General features: G+C 62.4%; 11 protein-coding genes. 6 read left to right on the top strand and 5 right to left on the bottom strand.

Features of this window, described 5'->3' with window-relative positions; genetic code table 11:
* Window positions 1–86 precede the first annotated feature (86 nt).
* Window positions 87–662, top strand: coding sequence for a helix-turn-helix domain-containing protein (locus WKW77_RS31485; RefSeq protein ID WP_340360825.1), 576 nt, complete (start codon window positions 87–89; stop codon window positions 660–662).
* 50 nt (window positions 663–712) lie between these two features.
* Here WKW77_RS31485 and purU read toward each other — a convergent pair whose 3' ends face one another.
* Entirely contained in the window at window positions 713–1,576 is an 864-nt protein-coding gene (gene purU / locus WKW77_RS31480) for a formyltetrahydrofolate deformylase (protein WP_340360824.1), read from the bottom strand.
* A 94-nt stretch (window positions 1,577–1,670) separates the two neighbouring features.
* Window positions 1,671–4,124: a GcvT family protein gene (locus WKW77_RS31475; RefSeq protein WP_340360823.1), complete on the bottom strand. Its 2,454-nt coding sequence runs from the start codon at window positions 4,122–4,124 to the stop codon at window positions 1,671–1,673.
* Between the two features lie 114 nt (window positions 4,125–4,238).
* On the opposite strand from WKW77_RS31475, the gene WKW77_RS31470 reads away from it, so the two are divergent.
* Genes WKW77_RS31470 through folD form a run of 3 tightly spaced genes read left to right on the top strand, consistent with a single transcriptional unit; the run spans window position 4,239 to window position 6,874 of the window.
* Window positions 4,239–4,988 (top strand): electron transfer flavoprotein subunit beta/FixA family protein, encoded by a 750-nt coding sequence (locus WKW77_RS31470; protein WP_340360822.1) that lies wholly within the window; start codon window positions 4,239–4,241, stop codon window positions 4,986–4,988.
* Window positions 4,989–5,045: 57 nt separating this feature from the next.
* Window positions 5,046–5,996, top strand: a complete 951-nt coding sequence (locus tag WKW77_RS31465) for an electron transfer flavoprotein subunit alpha/FixB family protein (protein ID WP_340360821.1) — start codon at window positions 5,046–5,048, stop codon at window positions 5,994–5,996.
* Window positions 5,993–6,874, top strand: a complete 882-nt coding sequence (gene folD / locus WKW77_RS31460; protein ID WP_340360820.1) for a bifunctional methylenetetrahydrofolate dehydrogenase/methenyltetrahydrofolate cyclohydrolase FolD — start codon at window positions 5,993–5,995, stop codon at window positions 6,872–6,874. Before WKW77_RS31465 ends, folD begins: the two co-directional genes overlap by 4 nt.
* Window positions 6,875–7,645: 771 nt before the next feature.
* Here folD and pdxR read toward each other — a convergent pair.
* A complete protein-coding gene (gene pdxR / locus WKW77_RS31455) occupies window positions 7,646–9,136 on the bottom strand; it encodes a MocR-like pyridoxine biosynthesis transcription factor PdxR (protein ID WP_340360819.1) in 1,491 nt (496 codons plus the stop codon).
* Between the two features lie 123 nt (window positions 9,137–9,259).
* Between pdxR and WKW77_RS31450 the strand changes: the two genes are divergently transcribed.
* The gene (locus WKW77_RS31450) at window positions 9,260–10,528 is read left to right on the top strand and encodes a 4-aminobutyrate--2-oxoglutarate transaminase (RefSeq protein ID WP_340360818.1); all 1,269 of its coding nucleotides are present in this window, start codon (window positions 9,260–9,262) and stop codon (window positions 10,526–10,528) included.
* Window positions 10,525–11,988 (top strand): NAD-dependent succinate-semialdehyde dehydrogenase, encoded by a 1,464-nt coding sequence (locus WKW77_RS31445; protein ID WP_340360817.1) that lies wholly within the window; start codon window positions 10,525–10,527, stop codon window positions 11,986–11,988. The genes WKW77_RS31450 and WKW77_RS31445 overlap by 4 nt, the downstream gene beginning before the upstream one ends.
* 271 nt (window positions 11,989–12,259) lie before the next feature.
* Here the strand turns inward: WKW77_RS31445 and WKW77_RS31440 are convergent, their stop codons facing one another.
* Window positions 12,260–13,033, bottom strand: coding sequence for an MqnA/MqnD/SBP family protein (locus tag WKW77_RS31440; protein WP_340360816.1), 774 nt, complete (start codon window positions 13,031–13,033; stop codon window positions 12,260–12,262).
* Between the two features lie 151 nt (window positions 13,034–13,184).
* Complete coding sequence (locus tag WKW77_RS31435) at window positions 13,185–14,630, bottom strand: aldehyde dehydrogenase family protein (RefSeq protein ID WP_340360892.1); 1,446 nt, start codon at window positions 14,628–14,630, stop codon at window positions 13,185–13,187.
* Window positions 14,631–14,643: the final 13 nt, after the last annotated feature.

Here is a 14,643-nt window from a genome sequence, read left to right as displayed (position 1 = left end):
ATGCGCATTTTCCCGTAGAAAAAATTGGACGTCCGATATTTTTTTGGGGTTCTCGCTATGCTTCACATCTATCATCAGTGACAACAATGCTCGACATGTCCGGACAGCTCGACGACGCACGGCTCGGTGAAGAGATACGAAAGCTCCGCAAGGCTCGGGGCCGCCCCATCACGGAGGTTGCCAAGGCGATCGACCGGTCGATCAGCTTTATCAGCCAGCTCGAGCGTGGCAAGGCCTCTCCCTCTATCGCGGACCTCAAAGGCATTGCAGCGCTGCTGGAGGTCCCTCTCGGCTGGTTCTTCACACACGAACAGATGCCCTCGGCCGAACGTGGCAAGGTCGTCCGAGGAACGGATCGACGGCGCCTCGGCACGGTGACGAGCGGCTTGCTCGAGGAGTTGCTGTCGCCAGACATCGGCGGGGCTTTCGAGATGTTCCTCAGCACGTTCGAGCCTGGCGCCAAGGTGGCGTCGTTCACCCAACGGGATACGGAAGAAGAGGGATACGTCGTTCAAGGCAGTCTCACCTTGTGGATCGGCAAGAAGAGCTTCACGGTCAATGCCGGCGACAGCTTCCGCATCGTCCGGGAGCCCTTCCGTTGGGCCAACACGACCAAGGAGGTCGCCGTAGTCGTCTGGGTCATCTCACCGCCGACCTACTGAACTCCGCGGCCCGGCCTGAGGCGCATGAGACCTGAGCCGTGGCGTCAGGACTAGCTGAAGACCACTGTTCGGCTGCCGTGTACCAGCAGCCGGTGCTCTGCCTGCCACTTGACCGCGCGAGCGAGCACCACGCTCTCGACGTCACGCCCCAGGGAAGTCAGTGCGGCAGGACTCATTGCGTGATTTGCGCGAACGACATCTTGCTCGATGATGGGTCCCTCATCGAGATCCGCCGTGACGAAATGCGCTGTAGCACCAATGAGCTTGACGCCGCGCGTATGTGCTTGGTAATAAGGCTTGGCTCCCTTGAAGCCAGGCAGGAAGCTGTGATGGATGTTGATGGCGCGACCTTGCAGCTGTCCGCAAAGGTCGTCGCTGAGCACCTGCATGTACCGCGCAAGAATCACGAGCTCGGCCTTCTCATCCTCCACGATGCGAAGTAGCTCCGCCTCCGCCTCGGGCTTGGTTCCAGGCGTGACTGGCACGTGATGGAAGGGAATGTCGTAGGAGGCCGCCAACTGGTAGAAATCTCGGTGATTCGACACGATGGCTTTCACGTCAATCGGCAGCAACCCCGTCTTCCAGCGTAACAGAAGGTCATGCAGGCAATGGCCGAGCTTCGAGACCATGATCACAGTCGGCATAGGCAACTGCAGATCCCGGATCTGCCATTCCATGCCGAAATCATGCGCGATGTTGTCGAACTGCGATTGCAGGTCCTGAAGATCGATGACCTCTTCCTGCATCGTGAAGGCGATGCGCATAAAGAACCGTCTGGTCTCCTGGTCGCTGAATTGCGCAGCCTCCTCGATGTTGCATCCTCGATCGGTGAGGAACCGGGACACGGCGCTGACTATGCCGCGGCGGTCATCACACGCAAGCGTCAGAACGTAGTGGGGCAATTGACTGTTCATGTGCACTCCTCGCGGAACTCAGTTGGCTAAGCGGTAGCCTCCCCTGTCCTTCCCGATGAGGCGCAGCGGCACCGCGAAAAAAGATTAGAGAAGGTTAAGCCCTGACGCGCTCTTGCTTAGGGTCGTAGAAGGGCGCGAGCTGCGCCTGCGCCTCATAGCGCTCCCACCCGACCTCAACCTCGAACTTCTGGGCAGCGATCCAGTCGGCGGTGATCGGCTCGTGCGAGCGTACGTAGCCCATCCCGAGAGAAGCCTCTAGGCGATGCCCGTACATGCCAGAAGTGATGCCGCCTGAGCGCTTGCCATTCACCCATATCGGCTCGTCCCTGTAGAGCAGTCGATCGGTATTCAGGAGCCGGAACTGCAGCAAACGCTTTTTTGGCGCTCCCGCACCCCTTTGACGAAGCAGCGCCTCCTTGCCAATGAATTGGAAGGCTTTGTCGTAGGCGACGGCGAATCCCAGCCCCGCCTCGATGTTGGTGTCCTCGACACTGATGTCATCTCCCCAGTGGCGGTAGCCCTTCTCCATGCGGCAGGCGTTCATGGCGTGCATGCCAGCAAGGCGCAGGTCGAACTCGAGGCCGGCCTCGCGCAGGCGCTCGTAAACGTGAAGCGCGAAATCCCCTGGGATGTAGAGTTCCCATCCCAGCTCGCCGACATAGGTGATGCGGCTTGCCCGAACCTGTGCGTACCCGATTTCGATGATCTGGGACGTGCCGAACGGGAATGCTGCATTGGAGAAATCGGTCTGTGGCGCGGCCTTCTGCATGAGCTCGCGCGAGCGTGGCCCCATGACACCCAGCATGGGAATGGCGGCCGTCTGGTCCGAGACAAAGCAATGGTCGGCCGCATCCACATGGCGGCGAAGATAGGACAGGTCACGAAAGTGCGTCGCGGCGGCCGACACCACCATGAATTGGCACTCACCCGTCCGCGTGATGGTCAGGTCCGCTTCGATGCCGCCGCGGTCGTTGAGCCACTGCGTGTACACCAGCTTGTTCAGCGGTACATCGATCTTGTTGCAGGAAATGGTCTCGAGCACCTTGAGCGCATCTCGGCCCTCCACCATGAATTTCGTCATGGTGCTCTGGTCGTAGAGGGCCACGCTGTCACGCGTCGCGCGGCATTCGGCCGCGCAGTGGGGAAACCAGTTCTGTTTGTAGTAGCTGTACTCGTACTCCGGCTTGACGTCCTTCGGTGCAAACCAGTTGGGACGCTCCCACCCGGCGAGTTCGCCATAGACGGCGCCGTCCTCCTTGAGGTACTCATAGAAGTGGCTGCGTCGAGCCCCGCGCGCGGTGGTGTACTGATAGAAGGGCCAGTGGGTCTTGTAGAGAAGCCCGAGCGTCTCGACCGTGCGATCGTGCAGGTACTGTCGGGTGCCCTGAAACGGATTCATCCGCTGAACCTCGATGTCGACCAGGTCCAGGGGCGGGCGCCGGTCGCGGATCCATTCGGCCAGGACCTTTCCGGCGCCGCCAGAACTTTGAATGCCGATCGAGTTGAAGCCGCATGCGACGAACAGATCCTTCACTTCGGCCGTCTCGCCCAGGAGATAGCGGTCGTCGGGCGTGAAGCTCTCGGGTCCATTGAACCACGTCTGGATTCCCGTGTTCTCCAGGACCGGCATGCGTGCTGCGGCTTTTTCAAGCACGGGCATGAAGTGGTCCATGTCCTCTGGCAGAGTGTCGAAGGAAAAATCCTCACGGATGCCCTTCATTCCCCAAGGCTTGGCTTTCGGTTCGAAGCAACCGAGCAGGATCTTTCCGGCGTCTTCCTTGTAGTAAGCCCACTCGTCCGGAATGCGTAGCACCGGCAGGTTGCCGGGTAGATCCTTGATGTGGTCGGTGACGACGTAGAAGTGCTCGGCCGCGTGCAACGGCAAGTTCACACCAGTCTGGCGTCCCAGTTCGTGGGACCACATGCCAGCGGCGATGACAACGGTCTTGGAGCGGATATCGCCCTGGTCGGTGACCACCCCGACGGCGCGGCCGCCCTCCTTGAGGACACGCTGCACCTTCACGTTCTCCAGGATCTTCGCCCCACCCATGCGCGCCCCCTTGGCATAGGCTTGGGTCACGTCGACAGGATTGCACTGTCCATCTTTGGAAAGGAAGACGCCGCCCACCACACCCTCGATGCTCAGATAGGGGTAGCGGTCGCGAATGTCCCGCGCGGAGACGACGTTGACATCGAGCCCGAAGTTCCGAGCCATCGACGCCTGACGCCGAAGTTCCTCCATGCGCTCGTTCGTGAGGGCGACCGAGATCGATCCGTTTTGCTTAAAGCCGGTGGCTTGGCCCGTCTCCGCCTCCAGCTTGTAGATGAGGTCAGTGGTGTATTTGGCCAGTTCGGTCAGGTTTCGCGTGGCACGCAGTTGGCCAACAAGCCCCGCGGCATGCCAGGTCGTCCCGCAAGTGAGTTGCTTGCGCTCGAGCAAGACAACATCGGTTATTCCGAGCTTTGTCAGGTGGTAGGCAATCGAACAGCCGACCACGCCACCCCCAATGATCACTACATCCGCATACGGCGGAACTGCCATTGCCATGGTGAATGTCCTTCGCAAGGAAAAAAATACAGTGTACTTGTTTTTTCTATGGAAGAATTGCGGCAGTCATATTTTTTGTCGCCACTCGGCGATGTGACAACCCCGGGGAAACCAATGAAAGTCATGGTCAGCGTCAAGCGCGTGGTCGATCCCAACGTTAAGGTCAGAGTCAAGCCCGATCGCACCGGCGTTGACATCTCCAATCTCAAGATGAGCGTCAACCCTTTCGACGAGATTGCCGTGGAGGAGGCGGTGCGTTTGAAGGAGCGAGGCTTGGCGGAGCAGGTCATCGTTGTCTCCTGCGGAGGCCAGCAATGCCAGGAAACGCTGCGCAGCGCGATGGCCCTCGGTGCCGACAGGGCCATCCTTGTTCAGACCGATGAAGAGCTGCAGCCGCTCGCAGTTGCCAAACTACTAAGCGCACTGGCGGCGAAGGAGCAGCCAGATCTCGTGATTCTTGGCAAGCAGGCCATCGATGACGACAGCAATCAGACGGGGCAAATGCTCGCCGGCCTTCTCGACATGCCTCAAGCGACATTCGCTTCCAAGATCGACCTTGCTGACAGAAAGGCCACGGTCACGCGCGAGCTGGATGGTGGCCTGGAAACCTTGTTGGTCACCCTACCTGCCGTGGTCACGACCGACCTTCGGCTGAACGAGCCACGCTACATCACCTTGCCCAGCATCATCAAGGCCAAGAAGAAACCCCTAGCCATCGTGACGCCGTCCGAACTCGGCGTCGATATCACTCCGCGGCTGCGCACCCTGAGCGTGTGCGAGCCGCCTACCCGCAACGCAGGCATCAAGGTGCCTGACGTGGCGACGCTCACGGACAAGCTGAAAAACGAAGCAAAAGCGATCTGAGGCAACGCCACACTTTGCGACGGCAGCGCACCAGCACCACCTTTCGAGATCATTTTCATGCCAATACTCGTCATCGCAGACCACAGCCACAGCGATCTGAATCCCTCCACGCTAACGACGGTCGCCGCAGCGACAGCTTGCGGCACCGAGATCCACGTTCTTGTCGCAGGCTGGAACGCGCTTGGGGCCGCGAAAGCCGCGGCCAGGGTTGCAGGCGTTTCAAAGGTCTTGCTCGCAGACGGCGAGCAGCATGCGCATCAAATTGCCGAGAACCTGGCGGCGCAAGTTCTCGAGGCTGCGACCGGCTATTCGCACCTCTTCTTCTCCGCGACAACCACTGGCAAGAATGTTGCGCCCCGCGTCGCCGCGAAGCTGGACGTGGCCCAGGTGAGCGAGGTCACCCGCGTCCTCTCGACGAACACCTACGAGCGTCCCATCTACGCGGGGAATGCGATTGCCACTGTGCAAAGCAGCGATCCAGTGCAAGTTGTCACTGTGCGCGCCACCGCCTTTACCGCGGCGCCCGTGGTCACCGCGCCCGGGGCTACCGTCGAGCAGACCGCCGTTGTGTGCTGCCCCCAGAAGACTGTCTTTCTGCGCCAGGAGCTTTCCACAAGCGAGCGGCCTGACCTTGCGGTCGCGCAGATCGTGGTTTCAGGGGGCCGGGCGCTCGGTTCTGCGGAGAATTTCAGCGCAGTGCTGGCCCCGCTAGCGGACAAGCTGGGCGCCGCGATGGGCGCCAGTCGCGCGGCCGTCGATGCGGGTTATGCGCCAAACGACTGGCAAGTGGGGCAAACCGGGAAGATCGTCGCTCCGCAGCTCTATATCGCGTGTGGAATCTCTGGCGCCATCCAGCACCTGGCGGGGATGAAAGACTCCCAGGTCATCGTTGCGATCAACAAGGACCCCGAAGCGCCCATCTTCTCTGTGGCTGACTACGGCCTCGAGGCGGACCTCTTCGACGCGGTTCCAAGCCTGATCGCTGCCTTAGACAAGGAAAGCTCATGACCGCGGAGTTGATTGATGGGGTCCAAATGTCGCTCGCGGTGCGTGCAGAAGTCGCACAGCGGACGGCAGCGCTACGTGCGGCTGGCATTCAACCGGGACTGGCAGTACTGCTTGTGGGAGAAGACTCGGCGAGCCACGTCTATGTGCGAAAAAAGGTGAAGGCGTGCGAAGAGGTCGGGGTGCGTTCGATTCTCGAACAACATGACGCCTCCATTTCCGAAGAGGCGTTGCTGGCACGCGTCAAGGCCTTCAACCAGGACGAAGCCATTCATGGAATACTGGTCCAGTTGCCTTTGCCCGCTCACATCGATCCTCAGACCGTCATCAAGGCCATTTCCCCCGCGAAGGATGTCGACGGGTTCCACATCGTCAATGCTGGCGCTCTGCTGACCGGCACCGAGGGTTTCAGTCCGTGCACGCCAACCGGCTGTATGCGAATGCTCGACGCCATCGGTTACGAACTGCGCGGCAAACACGCTGTCGTGCTGGGACGAAGCAACATCGTGGGTAAACCAATGGCTATCATGCTTCTCTCCCGTGGTGCCACCGTCACGATCTGCCACAGGGCGACTCCTGACATTGGCGTGGTGACCCGACAAGCGGACATCGTGGTCGCTGCCGCGGGAAAGGCCAGACTCCTCCGGGGCGACATGATCAAGCCCGGGGCGGTCATCATCGATGTAGGAATGAACCGAACTGAGGCCGGGCTCTGCGGCGACGTTGATTTCGAGAGTGCGAAGGCAGTTGCTGGATGGATCACGCCCGTTCCGGGAGGCGTCGGTCCCATGACAATCGCGATGCTACTGGCTAACACCGTGACCTCGGCAGAGCAGATCGCACTGGTGCAGAAATCATCCACACAAGTCCCAGCCTCATGACGCCGGGGACCATATGAGGAGCCACTTTTCCAATCTAAAGTAGTGCGCCTTTCAAATAGGTATCTATCTTTTGTTCCTCGTCAAGGCGGCACTGGCTCGCGTGGCCGATCGCTACCCGCGTCCCCTTGTCGACCGCGCTTGCGCGCAGGCGATGCACGAGGGCGTCACAGCTACAGCCACGTCAAGCGGCTGACCGAGAAGATCGTCGCCGACTGGCGGGCGACAATTGTCTTGAGCGGGTGCGTGCAGGTCGACGCCGGAACGCGCATGTGGTTATGCGACTTCGATCGCCGGCCAATCCACTCAGCCCCATGGGCTCGCGGCCGGAAAAGTAGGCGCACGGGGGCGCGACAGCCACGTACTCGGTTCCGACCTCTGTTGGTTAATGGTTCGACCTGCTCATGGCGAAGCAGGACGACATAGCGGGCATCATGACCGCAGAACAGGGAATGCCGTTTGCCGAGGCCAAACGCGAAGCTGCCTACGACCCGAGCTCAGGCCATGAAGCTCTACGACCGGTCGCCGAATGCTCGGGCTTCGTGCAGGTCCGCCACACTCCAAGCCCTTCCGGACGAGAAGCAAAGCTTATAGGCCGAAAAAAATCTCCTTGGACCGTCGGGTCGCGAATACCTACGATCGCACCCCAACTTCCCCTCAGGTGCCCCGGAGATACTTCTCCTTCCCTCCCATCCCCAAGCCGATGACCCCCCTCTCCCGCAGATACTTCTCTCGATGCGCTGCCGCGTGCTGTGTCTCGCCACTGGGCGGACGTTATTGGTGCGCGGAGATGCCGGAGCCCAGCAAAGCCTTGAACGCGCTCTCGATTCGTGTCTCTTCGACGCAGGCGTATCCAAGGAGCAGGCCCGGTCGACCATCCCCGAATCGGTAATAGCGCGACAGTGGCCTCGAGAGCACGCCACGCGCCTCGGCGGCACGGGCGATTGCGACGTCGTCGCTGCCATCGGGTAGTCGCATGACCAGATGCAGCCCAGCATTGCTCGCAGATGAATGCAAGTAGTCGGGGCCAAGGGATTGCTGAATGAGCCCTGCCAGGGCCGCGCGGCGGCGCCCGTACAGCACCCGCATGCGACGGATGTGTGCGGCATAGTGGCCTTGCGCGATCAACTCCGCCAACGCGAGCTGCGTGATCGCGTGGCCTTCGCGGTACAGGTCCGCGTGCGCGGTCCGGAAGTGCCCGGCCAACGCGCGTGGAAGGACCATGTAGCCGAGACGCAGGCCCGGGAACAGGGTCTTGCTGAAGGTGCCGATGTAGATCACCGGGCCGTCGTCTTCCAGGCCCTGCATCGATGGGATGGGGCGACCGGCGAAACGGAACTCGCTGTCATAGTCATCCTCGACGATCCAGGCCCCGCTCTCGCGCGCCAGCCCGATCAGCTCACGTCGGCGCGCCAGGCTCATCACGGAGCCCAGAGGGTACTGGTGCGACGGGGTCACGAAGATCAGCCGCGGGGCGACGCTGCCGCGGGGCCAGCCCGCCTGAGGGCCATCATCGTCGCCATCCATGCGCAGAGGCCGGACGCGCCAGGCGCCCATGTTCAGCACCTTGTGAAAACCCCAGTAGCCCGGCTCCTCCACCCAGACGGTGTCACGCGGATCAGCGAGCATGCGCAGTGTGAGGTCGATGGCCTGGTGCACGCCCTCGGTGATCAGCACCTGGTCGGCATCGCACCGAACCGCCCGCGCAACGCGCAAGTGCTCCGCGATGGCCGTGCGCAAGTCGACGTGACCCCCGCCGTGCGAATAGGTCAGTAGGTCGGGCGCCGGTTCGCGCCACAGGCGCCCAAGGATCCGGCCGAACAGCCGGTGCGGGAACTGCGTCACGTCTGGCACGCCTGGCATGAACGCACCCCACTGGCGCGGTGCCGCAGATGCGTCGTCCACTAGCGCCTGGGCGCGCCGGGCCAGGCGCACTGCCTCCTGCCGCCTTGTGGGCGCGCCGTCGGTGCGCACCTGGCCCACGGCCAAGTGGGCTTCGGGCGCCGTTTCGGCGACGAAGGTGCCGCTGCCCACCTGCGAGTGCACATAGCCCTCAGCGCGCAGTTGTTCGTAGGCATGCAGCACGGTATTGCGTGACAACGAGGTTTCATGCGCCAGGTCGCGCGACGATGGAAGCGCGCTCGAGGGTGCCAGGCTGCCGTCAAGGATGGCGTCGCGCAGGCATTCGTAGAGCTGGCGATTGAGCGCGGCGCCGGCCTCGGGCGCGAGCCGCTGTAGCACCAGATCGGCACAGATGGATTTCATGGCAGATTCTTAAATGGTTCCATCTAAATTTCAGAAACTGGATCTTGTTGATGGAGCCAATACCGCATTGAATCAGAACTTCCGATTCACTTCCAGCGCGCAGCCCGCGCCCTCCTTCGTGCCATGACGACCAACTCCGAACTTCAGACCCGCCGCCTTGCGGCCACCCCCCGCGGCGTGGGTGTGATGTGCAGCTTCTATGCCCAGCGAGCCGACAACGCGAGCCTCTGGGACGTCGAGGGACGCGAGTACATCGACTTCGCCGCCGGCATCGCAGTGCTCAACACCGGCCATCGCCACCCCAAGGTGATGGCGGCGATCGAGGCGCAGGGCAAGCTGTTCACGCACACCGCCTACCAGATCATTCCTTACGAAAGCGCAGTGTCGCTGGCTGAGCGCCTGAATGCACTGGTGCCGATCTCGGGCCCCGTAAAGACGGCCTTCTTCACTACCGGTTCTGAGGCGTTGGAGAACGCGGTGAAGATCGCGCGTGCCCACACCGGCCGCGCGGGCGTGATCGCCTTCGGCGGTGCCTTCCACGGTCGCACGATGATGGCACTGGCGATGACCGGCAAGGTCGCACCGTACAAGAGCGGCTTCGGCCCGTTCCCGGCTGACGTGTTCCACGCCCCGTTCCCGAGCGAGACGCAGGGCGTGAGCGTCGCCGATTCGCTGGCCGCGATCGAGAAATTGTTCAAGACCGACATCGACCCAAAGCGGGTGGCAGCGATCGTGATCGAGCCGGTGCAGGGAGAAGGCGGCTTCAACGCGACGCCGACTCAACTGCTGCGCGGCCTGCGCCGCATCTGCGACGAGCATGGCATCGTGCTGATCGCCGATGAAGTCCAGACCGGTTTCGCGCGCACAGGTCGAATTTTTGCGATGGAGCACCACGACGTCGAGCCAGACCTGATCACCATGGCCAAGAGCCTGGCCGGCGGTATGCCGCTGTCGGCCGTGGCCGGCCGCGCCCTCATCATGGACGCGCCGGCGCCGGGCGGCTTGGGCGGCACCTATGCTGCCAACCCGCTGGCTGTCGCCGCCTCGCATGCGGTCCTAGACGCGATCACCGACGAGCAGTTGTGTCAGCGCGCCACCGTCCTCGGTGAGAAGCTGATTCAGCGCCTGCACAAGGCACAGGTCACGAACAAGGCGTTGGCGGACGTGCGCGGGCTTGGCTCGATGGTCGCGGTCGAGCTGCGCGATCCGATCACCGGCGCGCCCGATGCGCAGGCGGTTCAGCGCGTCCAGGCCAAGGCGCTTGAGCAGGGCCTGCTGCTGCTGAGCTGCGGACTGCACGGCAACGTGATCCGTTTCCTGTATCCGCTGACCATTCCCGACGCGCTGTTCGAACGCGCACTGAGCATCCTCGACGAGGCGCTGGGAGCATGAGCGCTCATTCGCTGGGCCTGCAGCGCCCCGACCTCCTGCAGACAGCCTGCCTGATCGACGGTGCATCGGTGGCAGCCGACGATGGCACCACCCTCGCAGTCGTCGATCCGGCCACCGGCCGCTGCCTAGCCGCGGTGCCGCGCATGGGTCGCGCCGAGACCGAACGCGCGATCACTGGAGCCGCGGCCGCGCTGCCAGCCTGGCGCGCGCGCACCGCACCCGAACGTGCCCGAGTCCTACGGCGGTGGGCCGATCTGATGATGGCCCACCGGGAGGACTTGGCCCGTCTGATGACGCTGGAGCAGGGCAAGCCGCTGGCCGAGTCGCGCGGTGAGATCGCCTACGCGGCCTCCTTCCTCGAATGGTTCGCCGAGGAGGCCAAGCGCATCGACGGCGAGGTGTTGCAGCCGCAACGCCCCGGCCAGCGCATCGTGGTGCTCAAGCAGCCGATTGGCGTGTGCGCCGCGATCACGCCCTGGAATTTCCCGGCGGCCATGATCACGCGCAAGGTGGGGCCGGCCCTGGCTGCGGGTTGCACTATCGTTGTCAAGCCGGCCGAGCTGACGCCACTGAGTGCCTTCGCGCTGGGCGTGCTGGCGATCGAGGCCGGAGTGCCCCCCGGTGTGCTGCAGATCCTGACCGGCGACGCGCCCGCGATCGGCGCCGCGCTGTGCGCGAGCCCGGTGGTGCGCAAGCTCAGCTTCACCGGCTCCACCGGCGTCGGCCGGTTGCTGGCCCAGCAGTGCGCGCCGACCATCAAAAAGCTGTCGCTCGAACTCGGCGGCAATGCGCCGCTGATCGTGTTCGACGACGCCGATCCGGCGCGTGTGGTTGAGGGCATCATCGCCTCCAAGTTCCGCAACACCGGCCAGACCTGCGTGTGCGCGAATCGCATCTACGTGCAGGCCGGCATCTACGACGTGATCGCGACCAGACTGGCCGACGCGGTGGCAGCGATGCACGTGGGCAACGGCCTTGATGCTGGCGTCGTGCAGGGACCGCTGATCGACGCGCGTGCGGTCGCGAAGGTGCGTCAGCACATCGACGATGCGCTCTCGCAGGGCGCGCAGCTGCTCATCGGTGGCCGGCTGCATACGCTGGGCGGCACTTACTTCGAACCCACCGTGCTGACCGGCGTCACCCAATCGATGCGGGTCGCGCGCGAGGAGACTTTCGGTCCACTCGCACCGCTGTTCCGCTTCGAGGCAGAGGAGGAGGTGATCGCGATGGCGAACGATTCGGAGTTCGGCCTCGCGGCCTACGTGTTCACCGAGGATCGGCGCCGCGTGTGGCGCATTGGCGAGCAACTCGAGGCCGGCATGGTGGGCATCAACACCGGACTGATCTCCAATGAGGTGGCACCCTTCGGAGGCGTGAAACAGTCGGGCCTGGGGCGCGAGGGTTCGCGCCACGGCATAGAGGACTACCTGGAACTCAAATACCTCTGCCTGCAGGATTGATCTGTCTGCAAGCCTGCCGCGGTTTCCTCGGGCGGGGCCGACCCACCGGTGTCGGTCACCACAGCGCTAAAGGACCTCAAACCCTCAGTCCGCCCAAGGCTGCAACGCACATGAAGCCGCAGTCCGAATGCCGAGAGAGCTTGCGGTCCCGGGGGCAGCCACGGAGATGGACCTGGGGCTTCCGATGTCAACGCAGTTGACAAACAGTCATCTTATCGACAGTAGGTTCTCGGTAGATTCCAGCGGGGCGTCTTGTCTCTCGGACCGCACCCTACTTGATCAGCTGAGGTAGAACAACCGGAAGCTCCGATCTCATTGCTTCCAATCCTCGCTCAGCCTCCACGTTCATGCGATATTCAAAGTTCCGAAGCAACCTCTCGACAGTTTGAGTAGATGCGGTCCACCCGTTTCGGTGACGATGCGATTCAATGTGGACACCGGTCCGTTCAGAAAACTCGCCGAGTGAACTGTCAAGCAAGTCCGCGATGAATCGAGTCTTGTCAGAGCTCAAACCCCTTCTGTAGACCCACACCGCAGGCACTAACGGAACGCCTTGCCACTTTCGCCATTCGTGGCCAAGATCGTAGACATACTCGAAGCGTCTACGAGCAATCTCATGAACCGCCTGATTCTGAATAAGCAATCTCGGCGTATGCTGATCATTCTCAACAACTCCCCGCCTCCAAGTACCCAGAGATAAGCCGTACTTTCCCGTGAGCAGCGCGTGAAGGACGCGAACCGAGGTCGATGTCTCATCAGAAATCGCTATTTCTTTTCCGCCAAGCTGCTCGATCGGCCAAGGCGAAAACAGCAAGACGCTACCAGCCCTCTCGCGAATCCATAGGCCATGATTCTCAAGGCGGCACCAATCCTGCTGACGAGGGAACCAGTCGACTGTCGCCATGGGTGTGACGTCCACTTGACGCAGCAAGTCAATCACCGTACTCGAGACACAATCTACAAATGTGACTGGCCATGCGTCGTGCGCTGCATAGGGTGGAATCCACGGAATCGACTTGAAATGACCAACCCTCATCAGCGTCATATTTCGAATCTTACCGATTTTCGGCAGCGCACTCTGACATGAGAATCCAGTGTGCAACTAGTAACGCCGAACGGCTGCCCGGTGGCGCCCAGCGATCATCGCGGTGAGAGAAAGAACGAGCAATTGGAACCACTGTCCCGCCACGACTCATTTATGCCTGTGTGTAAGTCGTCTTGACCGTCGTGTAGAACTCCGCGGCATAGCGACCCTGCTCGCGCGGACCGTAGCTGGAGCCCTTGCGGCCGCCGAAGGGCACGTGGTAGTCCACGCCAGCGGTTGGCAGGTTCACCATCACCATGCCGGCCTGTACGTGGCGCTTGAAGTGCGTCGCGTGCTTCAGCGAGGTCGTAGCGATGCCGGCGGACAGCCCGAACTCGGTGTCGTTGGCCAACGCCAGCGCCTCGTCGTAGTTCTTCGCTCGCATCACGCTCACCACGGGGCCGAACACTTCCTCGTGGTTGATGCGCATCTGCGCCGTGGTCTCGGTGAACAGAGCGGGCCTCAGGTAATAGCCAGGCGCGCCGTCGGCGTTCTTGGCCATCGCCTCGCCGCCGGCCACGAGTTTGGCGCCTTCGGCCTTGGCAATACCGATGTACTTCAGGTCCTGCGCGAGCTGCTTGTCGTCGACCACAGGACCGATGTCGGTGCCCATCTTGCGCGCGTCGTCGACCCTTAGCGTCCTCATCTTCTCAGCCAATGCAGCCACGAACGTGTCGTGGATACCTTCGGTGACGATCAAGCGCGAGGAAGCCGTGCAGCGCTGGCCGGTGGAAAAGAAGCCGCTGTTCAGTGCGGCGGCAACGGCAACCTCTAGATCGGCGTCATCGAGCACGACCATTGGATTTTTTCCGCCCATCTCGAGTTGAAACTTGGCCATGCGCGCGAAGCAGGCCTCCGCGATGCGCTGCCCGGTAGCGACGGAGCCGGTGAAGCTGATGGCGTTGACTCGATGGTCCTCCAGCAGGACCTGACCCACTTCGGCGCCGCGGCCCATCACCAGGTTGAACACCCCGGCCGGCAGGCCCGCGCGATGGAGGATGTCCGCGATCGCCCAAGCGCTGCCCGGCACCAGTTCGGCCGGCTTGAGCACCACGGCGTTGCCAAAGGCGAGAGCTGGAGCGATCTTCCACGCGGGAATTGCGATCGGGAAGTTCCATGGCGTGATCAGGCCGACGACACCGATCGGCTCGCGAGTGACTTCAACGCCGACGCCGGGCCGCACCGACGGGACTGTGTCACCGCCGGCGCGCAGTGCTTCGCCCGCGAAGAACTTGAAAATATTGCCGGCGCGGACTACTTCGCCGATGGCTTCGGGCAGCGTCTTGCCTTCCTCGCGCGCGAGCAGATCGCCGAGTTTGGTCTTGCGCGCCAGGATCTCGGCGCCAGCGGCGTCCAGGATGTCGAAGCGCTGCTGCGGTGTCGAAAGGCCCCAAGCGGATTGCGCCTTGGCGGCCGCGCCGATGGCGGCTCGCGCTTGTTCTGCATCGGCCTGCGCGTACTCGCCGATCACATCGCGCGTATCAGAGGGGTTGATGTTGCGGCTATAGGCACTGGCAGCCACCCACTCGCCATTGATGAGGTTGTCGAATTTTTTCATCTTCAGCATGTTT

It is taken from the genome of Variovorax ureilyticus, assembly GCF_037889935.1.
GTDB lineage: Bacteria > Pseudomonadota > Gammaproteobacteria > Burkholderiales > Burkholderiaceae_C > Variovorax > Variovorax ureilyticus.
The sequence above is the reverse complement of the archived record's forward strand: the minus strand, read 5'-3'. Positions and strand labels throughout refer to the sequence as shown.

Coding starts and splice junctions, on each gene's coding strand:
- WKW77_RS31485 (WP_340360825.1), top strand. CDS start 87: ATGCTCGACATGTCCGGACAGCTCGACGACGCACGGCTCGGTGAAGAG.
- purU (WP_340360824.1), bottom strand. CDS start 1,576: ATGAACAGTCAATTGCCCCACTACGTTCTGACGCTTGCGTGTGATGAC.
- WKW77_RS31475 (WP_340360823.1), bottom strand. CDS start 4,124: ATGGCAATGGCAGTTCCGCCGTATGCGGATGTAGTGATCATTGGGGGT.
- WKW77_RS31470 (WP_340360822.1), top strand. CDS start 4,239: ATGAAAGTCATGGTCAGCGTCAAGCGCGTGGTCGATCCCAACGTTAAG.
- WKW77_RS31465 (WP_340360821.1), top strand. CDS start 5,046: ATGCCAATACTCGTCATCGCAGACCACAGCCACAGCGATCTGAATCCC.
- folD (WP_340360820.1), top strand. CDS start 5,993: ATGACCGCGGAGTTGATTGATGGGGTCCAAATGTCGCTCGCGGTGCGT.
- pdxR (WP_340360819.1), bottom strand. CDS start 9,136: ATGAAATCCATCTGTGCCGATCTGGTGCTACAGCGGCTCGCGCCCGAG.
- WKW77_RS31450 (WP_340360818.1), top strand. CDS start 9,260: ATGACGACCAACTCCGAACTTCAGACCCGCCGCCTTGCGGCCACCCCC.
- WKW77_RS31445 (WP_340360817.1), top strand. CDS start 10,525: ATGAGCGCTCATTCGCTGGGCCTGCAGCGCCCCGACCTCCTGCAGACA.
- WKW77_RS31440 (WP_340360816.1), bottom strand. CDS start 13,033: ATGACGCTGATGAGGGTTGGTCATTTCAAGTCGATTCCGTGGATTCCA.
- WKW77_RS31435 (WP_340360892.1), bottom strand. CDS start 14,630: ATGAAAAAATTCGACAACCTCATCAATGGCGAGTGGGTGGCTGCCAGT.